Origin of the sequence: Brevundimonas sp. (genome assembly GCF_036677305.1) — a bacterium.
Lineage (GTDB): Bacteria > Pseudomonadota > Alphaproteobacteria > Caulobacterales > Caulobacteraceae > Brevundimonas.
Genome location: NZ_JAKFEB010000160.1, coordinates 1 through 17136, shown reverse-complemented (window position 1 = coordinate 17136; position 17136 = coordinate 1). Strand labels below are relative to the sequence as shown.

The following is a 17136-nucleotide window of genomic DNA, read 5'->3' as shown; positions in this document are numbered from 1 at the left end:
CGATGCGGTAGCCGTCGATGCCGTAGTCGTCGATCCAGCTTCCGTAGAGGTCGATGAAGCCCTGGATGACGCGGGGGTGTTCGGTGAAGACGTCGTCGAGGCCGGAGAAGTCGCCGTCCATCCGGGCTTCGCTGTACCAGGCGCTGTTGCCCCGGTTGTGATAGAGGCCCACGTCGTTGAGCCAGGCCGGGGCCTTGACGCCTTCCTCTCCGGCCGGGACGTAGGGCGTGTACGCATAGTCCGGGCGGGTCAGGGTGGAGAAGTCGCCGCCGGGCGCGCCGGTGAAGCCGGGGTTGATCGCCTCGCCCGACAGGCCGCCGCGGCGGCTGTAGGGATAGTCGCCCTTCCAGCGGTAGCCGCAGTCGTTCTGCGGACATTCCCGGTAACGGATGACGTCGGCGGTGTGGTTGATGACGATGTCCAGATAGACCTTCATCCCGCGCGCATGGGCGGCGTCGACCAGGGCGCGGAACTCCTCGTTGGTCCCCAGGTGCGGATCGATGCGGGTGAAGTCGGTGATCCAGTAGCCGTGGTAGGCCGCGCTCTCGTGACCGGGCGGGCCCTGCACCCATTTGTTCCGGAACGGCGGCGCGATCCACAGGGCGGTGGCTCCCATGCCCTGGATGTAGTCGAGCCGCGCGGTCAGGCCCTTCAGGTCGCCGCCGTGATAGAAGCCGGTGTCGGTCGGGTCATAGCCGGTGACCAGCCGGTCGCCGGTCGCGCCGCCACGGTCGTTGGCCGTGTCGCCGTTCTCGAACCGGTCGGGCATCAGGAAATAGACGACCTCGTCCTCGGCCGGGCGCTGCCGCAGCGCCTCCAGGGCGCCCGCCGACTGGGCCCATACGGGGGAGGCGGCGCCCGCGAGCGCGCCTCCCAGCAGGGCGGCGACACAGATTCGATTCCACCCGTTGAGGCGTCCCGTCATGGCCTGGCGTCCTCTCCTTGTCCGCGAACGACATGGCTCGCTGGATCAGTTTGCAAGATTTTGCAGTGCCGGGACCGTCTGTCAATCCATCCGTTGGCATGTTCGAAATGCGGCGGTGCAGGGCGGAATCGCCTTGTGCAGTGCAGTATAGCCGCCCGCCGCGTCACATTTTCGCCACGCCGGGCCTCTCGCGATATGATTACCGTCTTGCAACGTTCCCATAAGTTTGCATAACTTTGCGATGACAGTCCGGACGCTTCGACAGAAATGCGCCGGCGCCAGGGAGAGAATGACGATGAGAACCCCAATCACGCGGCGCGCTCGTTTGCTCGCCGGCGGCGCTCTCGGCGCCATCGGCCTGATGGCCTTCGCCGGCGCCGCCGCGGCCCAGACCACGCCGCAGGACCCCGAGGCGACCGAGGTCGACGAGGTCATCGTCACCGGCATCCGCGCTTCGGTCGAGGCGTCGATCTCGGCCAAGGCCAGCAACACCTCGATCGTCGAGGTCATTACGGCCGAGGACATCGGCAAGCTGCCGGACGTCTCCATCGCCGAATCCCTGGCCCGCCTGCCGGGCGTGACCTCGCAGCGCCTCGACGGCCGCAGCCAGCTGATCTCCATCCGGGGCCTGGGTCCCGACTTCACCACCGCCCTGCTCAACGGCCGCGAGCTGGTCACCACCGGCGACAACCGCGGCGTCGAGTTCGATCAGTTCCCCTCTGAACTGCTGGGCAGCGTGGTCGTGTACAAGACCCCCGACGCGCGGCTGATCGGCCAGGGTCTGGCCGGCACCGTCGACATGCGCACCCTGCGCCCGCTGGCCTATGGCCGTCAGGCGATCGCGGCCAACTACCGCCATGAATGGAACGACATCGGCGCCCTGAACTCGGGCACGACCGACAGCGGCGACCGTTTCACCCTCTCCTACATCGACCAGTTCGCCGACAACACGATCGGGGTCGCACTCGGCTACGCGCATATGTCGTCGCCCTACCAGTCCGAGCGGTTCAACGCCTGGGGCTATCCGACCTATAGCGACGGCAATCTGCTGACCGGCGGCGTCAAGCCCTATGTCATGTCGTCGGAACTTCAGCGCGACGGCTATATGGGCGTACTGGAATGGCGGCCGAACGACCGCTTCCACACCACGTTCGACGCCTTCTATTCCGAGTTCGAGAACACCCAGGTTCTACGCGGCATCGAGTTCCCGCTGGCCTGGGGCGGCTCCGCCGAGGCGACGCCCGGCGCCTGCGCCGCCGGCGGCAACGTCCAGAGCCCGGTCTGCCGTCCCGGCCCGTCCCTGCGCCCCGGCTATACGGTCGAGGACGGCCTGATCGTCGCCGGCACCTGGGACAACATCAAGGGCGTCGTCCGCAACGACCTGAACAAGCGCGACAGCAACATCACGGCTCTCGGCTGGAACACCGAGTTCGTCGCCAATGACGAATGGACGTTCGACCTGGACCTCAACTATTCGAAGGTCGAGCGCAACGACATCATCCTCGAAACGAACGCCGGCACCGGCCGCAACATCAACGGCGCGCTGGATACGCTGGGCTTCGAGCTGACCGACGACGGCGTCACCCGGTTCAGCAGCCAGCTGGATTACGCGGACCCCAACCTCATCCGCATCACCAGCGCCCAGGGCTGGGGCGGCGACGTGATCCCGGGCGGCCAGGTCGGCTATATGAACACGCCGGTGGTCACCGACGAGATCAAGGGTGTGCGCCTGTCCGCCACGCGCACCGCCTATGACGCGCCGTTCCGGTCGGTGGAATTCGGCGTCAACCTGCAAGAGCGCCAGAAGGATTTCGTCAACGACCAGTACTATCTCGGCGTCCCCGGCGGCGGCGACCTGTTCGTGCCGGCCAGCCTGCTTCTGGCGCCGACCGACCTCGGTTATCTCGGCATCTCGGAGGTGCTGAGCTACGACGCCCTCGGCGTGGTCAACAGCGGCGCGCTGGACCTGGTCCGCAACCCGAACGCCGACGTCATCGCCGGCAACTGGGCGGTGACGGAACGGGTGTCGACCGCCTACGCCATCGCCGACATCGACCACACTCTGTTCGGCCTGCCCCTGACCGGCAACGTCGGCGTCCAGCTTGTCTATACCGACCAGAGCTCGGACGGCTTCTCGGCCCGACAGGTCGGCCCCGGCGTGTCGGAGACGATCGCGGTGTCGGGCGGCGACAGCTATCTGGAAGTCCTGCCCAGCTCGAACTTCATCCTCGAAGTCCGGGACGACACCTTCGTCCGCTTCGCCCTGGCCCGCACGCTGGCGCGGACGCGGATGGACGACATGCGCGCGTCGCGGAACTATTCGTTCAACGTCGCCAACAACATTCCCGGGGCCCAGCCTGACGTTAACTCGCCGTGGAGCGCCAGCAGCGGCAATCCGCAACTGCGCCCCTACATCGCCGACGTGGCGGACATCTCGATCGAGAAATATTTCGCCAACCGCCGGGGCTATGTCTCGCTGGCCGGCTTCTACAAACATCTCGAGACCTTCGTTTACACCAACAACCAGATCATGGACTTCACCGGCTATCCGACCGGCGGCGTCACCCCGGTCATCAACCAGGGCATCTCGTCGGCTCCGGACAACGGCGAGGGCGGCTGGATCCAGGGGCTCGAGTTCGCGGTCTCCGCGCCGCTCGACATCTTCCATCCGGTCCTCGAAGGGTTCGGCTTCATGTTCAGCGCCTCGGCGACGGACAGTGAAATCCAGCCCGACCCGGCCCAGGCCCCGACGGCGCTGCCGGGGCTGTCCGAAACGGTCGTCAACGGCACGGTCTACTATGAGCGCGGGGGCTTCGAGGCCCGCATGTCCAGCCGCTATCGTTCCGACTTCCTCGGCGAAGTGGCCGGCTTCGGCAACGGCCGCACGCTGCGCTCCGTCGCCGCCGAGACGGTCGTGGACGCCCAGATCGGCTATGCCTTCGAGTCGGGCCCCCTGGACGGTCTGTCCATCCTCGCCCAGGTCAACAATGTGACTGACGAGCCGTTCAAGACCTTCGAGAACGGCGATGAGCGCCGGACCATCGACTACCAGAGCTACGGCCGGACGTTCGCGATCGGGATCAACTACCGCTACTGACCGTCCCAACCGGTCGGGAAGGGGCCGCTTCGGGAAACCGGGGCGGCCCTTTCGTTTTGCAGCAGAGGGCGTCGGGCCACTTTTGGTTACGATCCCGATCAAACCGCTGGACGCGGCCGCTGACGGATGAAACCAAGGACGCAACAGCCGCGCGTGGGGACGATGCGGCGATCAGGGGGAGTGAAATGACCGACACCCAGACCTCGACCGCCCACAAGACCGGCGCAGCCTTCGCCTATGTGACGACCCTGTTCTTCGCATGGGGCTTCGCCACCTCGCTGATCGACCCGCTGATCGCGGCGGTGCGGCGGGTGTTCGACCTCAGCTATACCGAGGCCTTCTTCACCACCTCGGCCTGGTTCATCGCCTATGGCGTGGCCTCGATCCCGGCCTCCTATGTGCTGGCGCGGCTGGGCTACAGCCGGGCGATCATCGCCGCCCTGGCGACCATGGTGCTGGGCTGTCTGATCGTGCCCGTGGCGACGATGATGGATCAGTACGCCGGCGTGCTGCTGGCCCTGTTCGTCATCGCCTCGGGGGTGACCCTGCTGCAGGTCGCGGCCAATCCGCTGGTGGCCGAACTGGGCGCCCGGAAGAGTTCGCATTTCCGGCTCAACTTCTCGCAGGCCTTCAACTCGCTGGGCACGACGATCGGGCCGTGGCTGGGGTCGCATGTTCTGCTGACCGGCGGCGTCTTCGCGGCCGGCGCCGTGGTCACCGTGGCGACACGCAATGAATCCCTGCGCAGCATCGACGCCGGCTTCCTGGCCATGGGCGGCTTCTTCGCCCTGCTGGCCGCCTTCATCTTCACGGCCCGCAAGAAGATCAACGCCGCCGCCCCGGTCGCCGTCGCCGGCGCCTCGCCGCTGGCGGCCTTCCGTTCGCCCTGGGCCCTGTTCGGCGCCTTGGCCATCTTCATCTATGTCGGCTCGGAAGTGGCCATCGGCTCGATGCTGACCAACTTCCTCAACAGCCCCGACATTCTGGACATTCCCCTCGAAGAGGCCGGCAAGATGGTCGCCTTCTACTGGGGCGGCGCCATGATCGGCCGGTTCGTGGGCAGCGCCCTGCTGACGCGCGTGCCCGCCGGGCTCCTGCTGGCGGTCTGCACGGTGTGCGCCGGCCTGCTGTGCGCGGTCGTGACCCAGACCGGCGGAACGACGGCGGCCTATGCGGCCCTGTCGATCGGCCTGTTCAACTCGATCATGTTCCCGACCATCTTCACCCTGACGCTGGAGCGGTCGAGCGCGCCGGCTGCGGCGACTTCGGGCCTGCTGGTGTTCGGCATCATCGGCGGCGCCGTCCTGCCGCTGGTCGCAGGCCAGATCGCCGACGCAGCGGGCGGGGCGCTGACCCCGGCCTTCGTCGTGCCGCTGGTCGGCTATGCCGCGCTGACGGTGTTCGCCATCGCGGCGGCGCGGACCCGGGTGCGAAACGGCGACGGCGCGGCGGGTCCCGCGCCGCACTGATCCGGCAAAACGACACGGCAGGGCCGCCGGCGGCATCGTCGGCGGCCCTTGCGCGTTCGGGTCCGGGGCTCGCAAGGTAGGCGGGGCCGCGGAGACCTTTATGATCGCCATGACGAGACGCGCGGGGCTGCTGGGCCTGGCCCTGGCCCTCATCGCCGCCCCCGCCTGGGCGGCGGTGACCCTGACCTTCTACGCCCATCCCGGCGCGCGCATCCGGGGCGGCGACCTTCTGTTCCCCCACGCCTATGTCCACGCCTCCGGAACGCTCGACGACACCGGCGACCCGGTCGACTGGGCCGCAGGCTTCACCGCGAAATACCCGGGTCCGCACCTGTTGCTGGCCACCGGGCCGGGGATCGTCGCCACCCCCGAGGCCCGGTATGTGGGGGAGGGGAAGCCCTATCTGAGGCTGACGGTCAGCGACGCCGTGTACCGCGCCGTGCGCGCCCGCTCGGACTGGTGGAACGGGCCCGAGGGCTCGCTGTACGACCTGCGGCGGCGCAACTGCATCAGCTATATCGCCGATCTGGCGCGGGTCGCGGGCCTGCAGACGGCGCGGGAGCCTTCGATGAAGCCGGGGACCTTCCTCGAGGCGACGGCGGCCCTGAATCCGGCCGCGGCCTGGCGTGATATGCCAGAGGCGCCCGGGCCGGTGATCCCGGCGCCTCGCATTCAGCCCCAGCCCCTGGAGCCGGCGCCCGGCGCTCAGGCGTCGCCCGACCACATGGCGTTGGCCCTCAGATAGGCTTCGTGTTCGGGCAGGCCGTCCACGGTCCGCGCCAGCACCTCGGAGACGTGGCGCAGACCGGCCGCGGACCTGTCGGCGTCCTGGTAGGCATAGAGAGGATTGGGGCCGCGCGGGATGATCCCCTGTCCGTACATCACCGCCAGCCAGGATCCCTGACTGAAAAACTCGTCGGCTCCGACGTGATAGAGCAGGGCGCGGTCGCGGAAGGCTTCGACCCTTTCAGCAAGGCTGTCGGGGATCGGCATGGCGGCCACCTGACGCCAGAACGGCGTGTCGTCTCTCTGGGTCGCGTGATAGTGCAGAATGACGAAGTCGCGGACCAGCTCGACCTCCCGGCCCAGACGCCGGTTGTAGCCCTCGATGTTCGCCGGGCTGAAATCCATGTCCGGGAAATGCTGCAGCAGCCGATAGATGCCGGACTGGACCAGATGGATGCTGGTCGATTCAAGCGGCTCGATGAAGCCGCTGGACAGGCCAAGGCTGACCACGTTGCGGTCCCAGTATTTCTTTCGCCGGCCGGTGACGAAGCGCAGCGGGCGCGGTTCTGCCAGCGGCTCGCCGTCGAGGTTGGCCAGCAGGGTCTCGCGCGCCGCCTCGTCCGACAGATGGTCCGAACAATAGACATAGCCGTTGCCGGTGCGGTGCTGCAGGGCGATGCGCCATTGCCATCCGGCTTCGCGCGCCGTGCATTGGGTATAAGGCGTCAGCGGTTTCACGCTCTCGCAGGGCACGGCCATGGCGCGGTTGACGGGCAGCCAGTGCGACCAGTCCTCATAGCCCGCCTTCAGCGCGCCCTCGATCAGGAGGGCGCGGAAGCCCGTGCAGTCGATGAACAGGTCGGCCTTCAGCGTGCGGCCGTCCTCCAGCGTCACGCCGTCGATGAAGCCGTCCTCGCCGCGCTGGACGACATCGACGATCCTGCCCTCGATCCGCTCGACGCCGCGGTCCTCGCAGACCTTGCGCAGATATCGGGCGTAGAGGCCGGCGTCGAAATGATAGGCGCTGAACAGGCTGTTCTTCGCCGAGAGCGGGTCGGGGTCGCGGTCGCCCACCTTGCCGGCGTCGGCGGCGCGCCAGCAGACGGAATAGTCGCCCAGGTCGCCGGCCAGGCCGCGGGCCTTGAGCGAGAAATACGTCTGCTGGAATTCCGCCAGGGTCGGCCCGCGGCCGAAGGTGCCGAACGGGTGGACGTAGCGGTTGCCGATATGACCCCAGTCCTTGAAGACGATCGCGACCTTGAGCGTGGCCCTGGTCTCGCGCATGAACTCGGCCTCGTCGAGGCCGATCATGGTGTTGAAATCCCGGATCGGCGGCACGGTGGCCTCGCCGACGCCGACGATGCCGATCTCGTCGGACTCGACCAGGGAAACCCTGGCGTGCGGGCCCAGAGACCGCTGCAGGGCGGCCGCGGCCATCCAGCCCGCGGTGCCGCCACCGACGATCAGTATCGACCGGATGGGTTCTGACATTCTGGCCTCCCCGCCAGCCTCCGATGTGCACCAGTCACGCGTTCGTTCCAAGAGCCGGCGCCGGGTTCGCGATTTGTTTACCCGGGCAAACACCATTGTAACCATTGCCTAGCCGGCCACCCCGGTTCAGGTTGGGTGTGGGGCGAGGTCGGGTAATTACATGCGCAACCGATTTTCAGTGGGGCTGGTGTCCCGGGCCCTGTTTCTCGCCGCGGCCCTGATTCCGCTCGCCGCGTGCGGCGGTGGCGGCGGCGGCGGCGGCGGTGGCGGCGGCGGCGGGATCGTCACGCTGCCCCCTCCGCCTCCGCCGCCTCCTCCTCCGCCCCCGCCGCCTCCCCCCCCTCCGCCGCCGCCGCCGCCCCCCTCGCCGCCGCCTTCCACGAGCTCGGCCGAGTATCTGCGGAACTATGGCGTGGCCAACATCAGGGCGATCAACGCCTGGAGCGAAGGCGCGACCGGCGCCGGGATCAACGTCGCGGTCATCGATTCCGGCATCCATTTCGCCCAGCCGGACATGGCCGGTCGCATTTCGGGGGCCTCGACCGATGTCGTGCCCGGCCGTTTGACTCCCGATGGCCCGGACGACCACGGGACCCTCGTCTCCGGCGTCATCGCCGCGGGCTTCAACGGCTTCGGCACGATCGGAGTGGCCTATGAATCGACCATCGTCTCGATCCGCGCCGATACGAGCGACTGCAGCGATCCCGATGACGACGTCTGTTTCAAGTCATCCGATCTGGTCCGCGCGATAGACTATGCGATCGCGGCCAATGTGAAGGTCGTGAACATGTCGCTGGGCGGGGACACCTCGATGGGCGCGGCCTTCGAGGCGGCGCTTCTGCGGGCCGTGAACGCCGGTATCGTCTTTGCGATCTCCGCCGGAAACGAAGGCGAGGAGACGACAGGCGGAAATCCCGAATGGCCGGGCCGCTACGCCGTGGATCCGCGCTTCGCCGGCGCCATCATCGTGGTCGGCGCGCACAACAGCGCCGATGTCATGGCGGCCTTCTCGAACCGGGCGGGCGTGGCGGCGACCAGCTATCTCAGCGGCCCCGGCGTCGACGTCATCACCGGCTGCGACGGGACCAGCTGCTACCGTGTGAACGGCACCTCCTTCTCCTCGCCGGCCGTGGCGGGGGCCCTGGCCCTGCTGTTGCAGGCCTTTCCCAATCTGACGGGCCGCCAGGCGGTCCAGATCCTGCTGACGACCGCGCGCGAGGCGGGAGCCCCCGGAACCGACAGCATCTACGGCCGGGGCCTGCTGGACCTGGTCAAGGCCTTCGAGCCCGTGGGGCCCACCCAGGTCAGCATGGCCAGCGGCCAGGGCGTCTCGGTCACCCGCGACCGGTTCGCCTATACCGGCGGCGCGCTCGGCGACGCGTTCCGGAACGCCCAGGGCGGCCTGCAGACGGTGGGCCGCGACGATTTCAACCGCCTGTTCCGGGTGGATCTGGCCGGCAGCTACGGAATGGCCCCGCGCGGAGCCGCCAACATGCTGCCGCTGGCGCCGCGCCGGCAGGCGCATCTGAGCGTCGCGGGCCCGCTGGGATCGACCCTGTCGCTGACCACCGGCGCGGCGGTCGAGGACAGCCCCTGGGATCTGGCCGAATCCACCAACGTCATCACCCCCTGGCTGGATGAGCGCCGGCGCGAGGACATGATGCTGGAATTCTCGGCCGGTCGCGGAGCGGTCGCCTTCTGGCAGGGCCGCAACGGCGCGCGCTCGCCGTTCGAACTGGGCGCGGGCGACAATTTCGCCGCCCTGGCCCAGGTCGACCGGGCCTGGCTGGGGGCGGTGAAGATGGGAGCCGTGACCCTGACCGCCGACGCGGGCGTCGGCGATCGCGCCATGCCCTTCCAGGCGCGGGAGGAAGACGTTTCCAGCTATGCCCGCTTCGCCGCCGACTGGCGGACCTCGCCCGGCAGCCGCCTGCGCTTCGCCGTCGGAGGTCTGGACGAGAAGATGGGGCCCCTGGGTTCCTATGCGCCGCTGGACTCCGGCTTCGCCCTGCCCAGCACCACGACCTTCGGTTCGGTCGGGGGCGAGTTCGCCCTGCGGTCCAACCTGTTCCTGAACGCCGAGATAGGCTGGGCCCGCACGGACCTGGCCGGGCGATTCCTCAGTCTGTCGGAGACGGCGGTCAGTTCGTCCTGGGCGCTGGGTCTGACGACCTTCTGCAAACAGCTGGGCTTCGCCTGCGAGACGCTGAACTGGTCGATTTCGCAGCCGCTACGCACGGAGAGCGGCGTGTTCAGCGCCTACCTGGCCGATTCTCCGGCCGGCTATTTCGACGACCTCACCTTCTCGGAGCGGACCTTCTCGGCGACGCCCAGCGGGCGCCAGATCGACATGTCGCTGGGCAGCGTGCACCGCCTCGGAGACGGGTCGGCGCTGAGCCTGCGCGGCATGGTCACCCGGGACGACCAGAACGTTCGGGCGGCGCCCACGACATTCACCCTGATGGGAAGCTGGGGAAGGACGTTCTAGGCCCCGCAGCGGAATGTCCGGACGAGTTTGCCGCCCGACGTTCCGGCGGCTATGCCATGCCTGAAATGCAAGGGGCGACGGTGGCGATCTTTCCGGTAATTCTGTGTGGCGGGGCAGGAACGCGCCTGTGGCCGGCGTCGCGGCCGGCCCGGCCCAAACAGTTCATCGACTTCGTCAGCGACCTGTCGCTGTTCCAGGAGACGGCCAGTCGGGTGAATCCGCTCACCGTTGACGGCGGACGCCTGGTTGTGGTGGCGGGTGCGCCTCATCGCTCGTTTATCGTGGAACAGCTCGCCGCGCTGGGTCTGGACGCGGTGGTTCTGCTCGAACCGGAGGGTCGGGATTCAGCACCGGCGATGGCGGCCGCGGCGGCCTGGATCGCCAGCGTCGCACCGGACGGGGTGGCCCTGTTCGTGGCGTCCGACCATCACATTCCGGATGACGCCGCGTTCCGCGCTCCGATGAAGGCGGCCGCCGAAGCCGCCGGACAGGGCCGGATCGTGACCTTCGGGATCCGGCCGACAGATCCGTCGTCGGCCTATGGCTATATCCATCCGGAAACAACCGGCCTGTCGCCCGTCCGGGCGTTCGTGGAAAAGCCCGACAGGGCCAGGGCGGAAGCCTATGTTCGCGACGGCTATCTCTGGAACAGCGGAAATTTCATGGTCAGGGCCGACGTGCTCCTGGCCCAGCTGGATTCGTTTGCGCCAGAGGTTTCCGCGGCTGCGCGTGCGGCGTTGCCGGATGAAACCTCCGCCGTGATGATGCTGACCGATGCATTTCGCCACGCCCCCAAGATCTCGATCGACTACGCCGTCATGGAGCGCAGCGACCGGATTTCGGTGATGCCCGTCGATTACCGCTGGTCCGACCTGGGCGCGTGGGATGCGGTCCAGGCCCTGGGGTCGGGCGACCGCGGCGACTGGTTCGCGACCGAAGGCGATGTCGGCCTGGTCAGGGCCGCCAAGGGCATGATCGTCGCCACCGCCGGCGTTTCCAACATCGCGATCATCGCTGAACCGGATGCCGTTCTGGTCTGCAGTCTGGACCGGGCCCAGGAGGTGAAGGGACTGGTCGAACGCATCCGCTCGGCATCGCCCGCCCATGCGCACGGAGCCGTCGCCGTATCCGGGGCGTGGGCGGACAGGGCCCGGAGCTTCGACTGCTGGCTCCGGCTGAACGCCCTGCCGATCTGGGCCACGATCGGTGTCGACGACGATGGCGGATTCCGCGAAACCGTACAGCTGTCCGGCGCTGTTTCCAGCGAGTTCCGCCGGGCCCGGGTGCAGACGCGGCAGGCCTATGTCTATGCGGTCGCCGGGGCGGCGGGTTGGGCCGGCCCCTGGCGGACGCTGGTCGGGCGGGCCCTGGAGCGTTTCGAGGCGACCAACCTGCGGCCCGACGGCCTCTACCGGACCCGTGTGGCGTCGGACGGGGCCGTGCTGGACGACAGCGCCTCCCTGTACGATCAGGCCTTCGCGCTGTTCGCCTTCGCGGCGGCGGCTTCGGCGGGGATCGCCCCGGACATGATGGCGGAGCGGGCGCGGGCCCTGCGCGAGGCCCTGGCGTCGCTGCGGGTTCCGTCGGGGGGGTGGCGTGAGACGGGGGAGCATCCGTACCAGGCCAACGCTCACATGCATCTGCTCGAGGCCTGCCTTGCCTGGGAGGCGGTCGAGCCCGACGGTGATTGGCGGGCCATGGCCGACGAAATCGTCGCTCTCGCGCGGCGCGCCTTCATTGATTCCCGAGGGGGTTTCCTGCGCGAATTCTTCGACGCGGAGTGGCGTCCGGCCTCGGGCGAGGACGGTCGCCTGGTCGAGCCGGGGCATCAGTTCGAATGGGCCTGGCTGTTGACCCGCTGGGGCCGTCTGCGCGGCGAGGCCTGGGCCCTGGAGGCCGCGGTCCGGCTGTACGACATCGGCGCGCGCGGCGTTGACCAGACGCGCGGCGTAGCCATGGACGCCCTGAACGACGATCTGTCCGTGCGCTCGGACCAGGCCCGGCTTTGGCCCCAGACGGAGCGGCTGAAGGCGGCGCTGATCCTGGCCGAGGCGGCCGAGGGCGGTCGGCGGAACCTTCTGGTGGACGACGCGCGCAAGGCGATGGCGGGGCTGCAGGGCTATCTCGAGCCGTCGGGCCTGTGGCGCGACAAGATGCGGGCCGACGGGAGCTTCGTCGACGAGCCGGCGCCCGCGAGTTCACTGTATCACATCATGGTCGCCTACGAGCAGATCCGGGCGTCGGCGGCGGTGCTGCCCGAGCTCGGCTGGTCGCCGGTCGCGCCGTCATGATCGGAGACCGGTCCGTCCTGGCCGTCATCACCGCGCGGGGCGGGTCGAAGGGCCTGCCCGGCAAGAACATCCTGCCGTTCCGGGGCGCGCCGCTGATCGCCTGGACCATAAAGGCGGCGCAGGCGGCCGCGAGCATCGACCGGCTGATCCTGTCGTCGGACGATCCCGGGATCATCGAAACCGCCCGCTCGCTGGGCTGCGAGGCGCCGTTCCGGCGGGCTTCCGAACTGTCCGGCGACACCGCCGCCTCGATCGACGTGCTGCTGGACGCCGCCGATCGCGTTCCCGGCCATGACATCGTCGTGCTGCTGCAGCCGACTTCGCCGCTCCGGACCGCCGGGGACATCGAGGCGACGCTGGCCCTGATGGCCGAGACCGGCGCGCCGGGCGCCGTATCCGTCAGCGCGGCGCCCTGCCATCCGTATCTGATCTTCCGGCGCGATGCGGCGGGGCGGCTGGACCCCTTCATCGAGAAACCGGCCGACATGGGCTGGCGGCGTCAGGACCTGCCGCCCGCGTATCGCGTCAACGGCGCCGTCTATGCGGCCGATCTGGCCTGGCTGAGAGCCAAGCGGACCCTGTGCAAGGCCGGCGAGACGGCGGCCTATGAAATGCCGGCCGAGCGGTCCATCGACATCGACACGCTGGAGGACCTGCGGGCGGCCGAGCGTTCGCCCGCCTGATCGTCAGGGCAGCAGCGGCGCCCCCGCGGCCCGTTTCGCATCGATCTCGACCTGCACCTGTTCCAGCGCCCGCGCGCGGGCCTCGGCCGAGGCGTGGCGCAACTGGGGATAGCGGACGCGCCAGTTGGCGGCCCCGAACCGGCGCCAGAAGGCCGGTGCGATGGCGGTGTCGTATCCGGCCCTCGCCGCCAGGAACAGGCCGACGCGATCGGCCTGGGTCTCCTTGTCGCCGGCGCCGCTGACGGCCGCCGCCTCATTGGCTTCCCGGCCGGCTCCGCCGACGTCGCTCCATGTGCGGTGACGCAGGACGTGGTGGGCCAGTTCGTGTCCGAGGATCAGGGCCAATTCGTCGTCGGACCGCGTGAAGCCGGCCAGGGCCGTGCTGATGAACAGCCGCCGCCCGTCCGCGCGGGCGTTGAGTTCGTCCGACGGGTTCAACTGGACCTCATAGCCGCAGGCGCGGTGCGGCTGGACGGTCATGCTCAGCGGTTGGCCATTCCGCCGGATGTCGAGCCGCGTCGCGCCGCCGGCCAGGCCGCGATCCACGACGGCGATATTGGCCGCGAGTCCCTCGAAGGCGGGCCGGGCGCGGGCGGGACCGGGGTCGAGTGCTGTTCCATTCACCGCAATGATCAGATCGCCCTCGCGGATGCCCGCCTCCTCGGCCGCCGAGCCGGGGGGAGCGGACAGCACGCCCGGCAGATCGCCGTCCAGCCCGAACCGCGAGTGGACCAGGGGACGCAGTTCATTGCTGTACTGGCTGGCGGAATGCAGGGCCCAACCGGCGGCCAGCCGTACGGCCGGACAGAGCTCGACGTTGGCTTCCGAGAGCCGCTGCGCCACCCGGGCCACGCGCATGTCGAGGGAGGTGAGGGTCGTCAACCGTTGCGACGCAGCGTCGGGCGCCGTGGTCGCCACCGAGCCGCCCGGCGCCTGTCCGCAGGCTATCAGGGCGGCGGCGGCGGCCAATGCGACAGTGGCGGACAACAGGCGGCTGGACGGCATGGCTCGGCTTCGATCGCCGGCATCGATAGCCGACCCCTTCAGAGACAGGATAGAATCCGATCAGGCAACCCGCTTTTCCGCCGCAGCCGCGCTCGGCGAGACGCCGCCTTTTCGGTTCCTTAACGGCCATCAACCACCTTGGCTCCACGGCGCATCCGCCGCCCGGAACGGACCCCATGAGACTGGACGGCAAGCGCATACTGGTCACCGGCGCCGACGGCTTCATCGGCTCGCATCTGACGGAGCGGCTGGTGCGGCGCGGCTGCGACGTGCGCGCGTTCGTCCAGTACAACAGCCTCGGCAGCTGGGGCTGGCTGGACGAAAGTCCGACCGACATCCGCAAGGATCTGGACGTGTTCGCCGGCGACATCCGCGATCCGCACGGGGTGCGCACGGCGATGACCGGATGCGACGTGGTGCTTCACCTCGCGGCCCTGATCGCCATTCCCTACAGCTACCACTCGCCCCAGACCTACGTTGAGACCAACGTCCTGGGGACGCTGAACATCGTCCAGGCGGCGCGCGATCTGGGCGTCGAGCGGGTGGTCCACACCTCGACCAGCGAGGTCTACGGCACGGCCCGGTTCGTGCCGATCACCGAGGCCCATCCGCTGCAGGGCCAGTCGCCCTATTCGGCCAGCAAGATCGGCGCGGACCAGATCGCGCTGAGTTTCCATGCCGCCTTCGGTACGCCGGTGACGGTGATCCGGCCGTTCAACACCTATGGTCCCCGCCAGTCGGCGCGGGCGGTGATCCCGACGGTGATCACCCAGGTCGCGGCGGGCGCAAGGGAGATCAAACTGGGCGCCGTGCACCCGACCCGCGACTTCACCTTCGTCGGCGACACCGCCCGCGCGTTCGAGGCCCTGGCCGAGTGCGACGCGGCCGTGGGCCAGACCGTCAACGCCGGCAGCGGCTTCGAAATCTCCATCGGCGACACGGCGCGCCGGATCATCGCCCTGATGGGCCGCGACGTCGCCATCGTCACCGACGACCAGCGCCTGCGTCCCGAGGCCAGCGAGGTCGAGCGGCTCTGGGCCGACAGCAGCCTGATGCAGTCCCTGACCGGCTGGTCGCCCGAATACGGCGGCGGGGAAGGCTTCGAGCGCGGGCTGCAGCAGACCATCGACTGGTTCAGCGATCCCGCCAACCTGGCCCGCTACAAGACCGATCGGTACGTGCTGTGAGCCTGCCCGATCAGGTCCTCGCGGCGGTCCGCGCCGCCCTGCCGGCGTCCGAAGGCGGCGTCTCCCTGCACGAACCCGAGTTCCGGGGGCAGGAGTGGGCCTATCTGAAGGACTGCCTCGATACCGGCTGGGTCTCTTCCGTCGGCGCCTATGTCGATCGGATCGAACGGGATCTTGAGGCCATCACCGGCGCCGCCCGGGCTGTGGCCACGTCCAACGGAACGGCCGCCCTCGACATCTGCCTGCGCCTCGTGGGCGTGCAGGCGGGCGACGAGGTGCTGGTCCCGGCCCTGACCTTCGTCGCCACCGCCAACGCCGTGGCCTATCAGGGCGCGACGCCGCATTTCGTCGACTCCGGGGCGACCACCCTGGGCGTCGATCCCGTGCGGCTGGACGCGTACCTGCGCGAGACGGCGCGCGTCGACGGCGGCGTCTGCCTCAACATCCGCACGGGCGCGACGATCCGCGCGCTGATGGTCATGCACGTCTTCGGCCACCCCTGCGATCTCGAGGGACTGGCCGAGGTCGCGGCGCGCTGGAAGCTGGCGTTGGTCGAGGACGCGGCCGAGGGGCTGGGCTCGCGCTGGAACGGCCGGCATGTCGGCAACGTCGGGCTGGTTTCGGCCCTCAGCTTCAACGGCAACAAGATCGTCACCACGGGCGGCGGCGGCGCCATCCTGACCAACGATCCCGAGCTGGGCCGCCGCGCCAAGCATCTGACCACGACCGCCCGGGTTCCGCACAAATGGTCGTTCGTGCACGACGAGACGGGCTGGAACTACCGCATGCCCAACCTCAACGCGGCCCTCGGCTGCGCCCAGCTGGAGCGGCTGCCCGACATGATGGCGCGCAAGGCGGTGCTGGCGCAGCGCTACGTCGAGGCGTTCCGCGACGTCGAGGGCGCGCGCCTGCTGACCGCCCGGCCCGGCGCCGAGGTCAACCACTGGCTCAACGCCCTGATCCTCGACCGCCCTGACATGGCCCTGCGCGACGCCCTGCTTGAGGCGCTGAACGGGGCGGGCTTCATGGCCCGGCCGTTGTGGACGCTGATGCACCGGTTGCCGATGTACGCCGACTGTCCGCGCGACGCCCTGCCGGTGGCCGAGGCGCTGGAGGCCAGCGTCATCAACCTGCCCAGCAGCGCGAAACTGGCGGACGTCTAGCGGTCCAGCGACCGCGCCGGATTGCCCACGACGACGGCGCCGGCGGGCACGTCCTTCGTCACCACGGCCCCCATGCCGATGACCGCGCCGCGGCCGATGCGCAGCGGCCTTTCGGGCGTGCCCTGTTTCAGCACGGCGCCGGTGCCGACATAGACGTCGTCCTCGATCACCGTATTGCCGTTGACGCAGACGCGCGGGGCCAGGGTGACGAAGTCGCCGACGACGCAGTCGTGGGCGACGTAGCTGAACAGATTGGCCTGGAAATGCCGGCCGATCACGACATTGGCGGTGATCACGACGTGGTCGCACAGGATGGCGCCCTCGCCGATCTGCGACGGGCCGCGGAAGACGCAGGTCGGGGCGACGATGGAGACGAACGACCGTCCCGCCGCCGTCATCTCCCCGTCGACGCGGCGGCGCACGGCGGCGTCGGCGATGGCGATCGACATGACGGCGTCTGCAGGGGCGTCGGCCAGCTGGACGACCGGCAGTCCGTTGAGGTCTCCGGCGCCCGGCTCCAGATCGATATGCTGCACATTGTCCGCGCCCGCCTGGATCACGGCCAGGGGCGCGACCTCCCGCGCAAAGCCGCCGGTTCCGCACAATCCGAT

The 17136-nt window shown here is 69.1% G+C and carries 12 protein-coding genes; 8 read left to right on the top strand and 4 right to left on the bottom strand.

Annotation, left to right across the window (positions count from 1 at the left end):
* Positions 1 to 925 (bottom strand): alpha-amylase family glycosyl hydrolase (locus tag V6M42_RS09065; RefSeq protein WP_332678274.1); only part of this gene is annotated, 925 nt, incomplete at its 3' end.
* A gap of 295 nt (positions 926 to 1220) precedes the next feature.
* On the opposite strand from V6M42_RS09065, the gene V6M42_RS09060 reads away from it, so the two are divergent.
* The 3 genes from V6M42_RS09060 (at position 1221) to V6M42_RS09050 (ending at position 6236) form a co-directional block, all read left to right on the top strand.
* Positions 1221 to 4022 carry a TonB-dependent receptor gene (locus tag V6M42_RS09060; RefSeq protein WP_332678273.1) on the top strand — a complete coding sequence of 934 codons (2802 nt, stop codon included), beginning with the start codon at positions 1221 to 1223 and terminating at the stop codon, positions 4020 to 4022.
* 185 nt (positions 4023 to 4207) lie between these two features.
* Positions 4208 to 5491, top strand: a complete 1284-nt coding sequence (locus tag V6M42_RS09055) for a sugar MFS transporter (RefSeq protein WP_332678272.1) — start codon at positions 4208 to 4210, stop codon at positions 5489 to 5491.
* A 109-nt stretch (positions 5492 to 5600) separates the two neighbouring features.
* Positions 5601 to 6236 (top strand): hypothetical protein, encoded by a 636-nt coding sequence (locus V6M42_RS09050; protein WP_332658305.1) that lies wholly within the window; start codon positions 5601 to 5603, stop codon positions 6234 to 6236.
* On the opposite strand, the gene V6M42_RS09045 is transcribed toward V6M42_RS09050, so the two are convergent.
* Positions 6197 to 7708, bottom strand: a complete 1512-nt coding sequence (locus V6M42_RS09045; protein ID WP_332678271.1) for a tryptophan halogenase family protein — start codon at positions 7706 to 7708, stop codon at positions 6197 to 6199. The genes V6M42_RS09050 and V6M42_RS09045 overlap by 40 nt on opposite strands.
* A 412-nt stretch (positions 7709 to 8120) precedes the next feature.
* On the opposite strand from V6M42_RS09045, the gene V6M42_RS09040 reads away from it, so the two are divergent.
* From V6M42_RS09040 to V6M42_RS09030, 3 genes are read left to right on the top strand one after another with little or no spacing between them, the layout of a single operon-like run.
* A complete protein-coding gene (locus V6M42_RS09040) occupies positions 8121 to 10196 on the top strand; it encodes a S8 family peptidase (protein WP_332678270.1) in 2076 nt (691 codons plus the stop codon).
* Between the two features lie 56 nt (positions 10197 to 10252).
* On the top strand, positions 10253 to 12487 hold the full coding sequence (locus V6M42_RS09035; protein WP_332678269.1) for an AGE family epimerase/isomerase: 2235 nt from the start codon (positions 10253 to 10255) through the stop codon (positions 12485 to 12487).
* On the top strand, positions 12484 to 13170 hold the full coding sequence (locus V6M42_RS09030) for an acylneuraminate cytidylyltransferase family protein (RefSeq protein ID WP_332678268.1): 687 nt from the start codon (positions 12484 to 12486) through the stop codon (positions 13168 to 13170). Before V6M42_RS09035 ends, V6M42_RS09030 begins: the two co-directional genes overlap by 4 nt.
* Before the next feature lie 3 nt (positions 13171 to 13173).
* Here V6M42_RS09030 and V6M42_RS09025 read toward each other — a convergent pair whose 3' ends face one another.
* Entirely contained in the window at positions 13174 to 14175 is a 1002-nt protein-coding gene (locus V6M42_RS09025) for a M48 family metalloprotease (RefSeq protein ID WP_332678267.1), read from the bottom strand.
* 176 nt (positions 14176 to 14351) lie between these two features.
* Here V6M42_RS09025 and V6M42_RS09020 point away from each other — a divergent pair, with 176 nt between their 5' ends.
* Positions 14352 to 15362, top strand: a complete 1011-nt coding sequence (locus V6M42_RS09020; protein WP_332678266.1) for an NAD-dependent 4,6-dehydratase LegB — start codon at positions 14352 to 14354, stop codon at positions 15360 to 15362.
* A complete protein-coding gene (locus tag V6M42_RS09015; protein WP_332678265.1) occupies positions 15359 to 16525 on the top strand; it encodes a LegC family aminotransferase in 1167 nt (388 codons plus the stop codon). Before V6M42_RS09020 ends, V6M42_RS09015 begins: the two co-directional genes overlap by 4 nt.
* Here the strand turns inward: V6M42_RS09015 and V6M42_RS09010 are convergent.
* Positions 16522 to 17136, bottom strand: a 615-nt coding sequence (locus tag V6M42_RS09010) for a NeuD/PglB/VioB family sugar acetyltransferase (RefSeq protein ID WP_332678264.1), incomplete at its 5' end; no start/stop codon positions are given. The genes V6M42_RS09015 and V6M42_RS09010 overlap by 4 nt on opposite strands.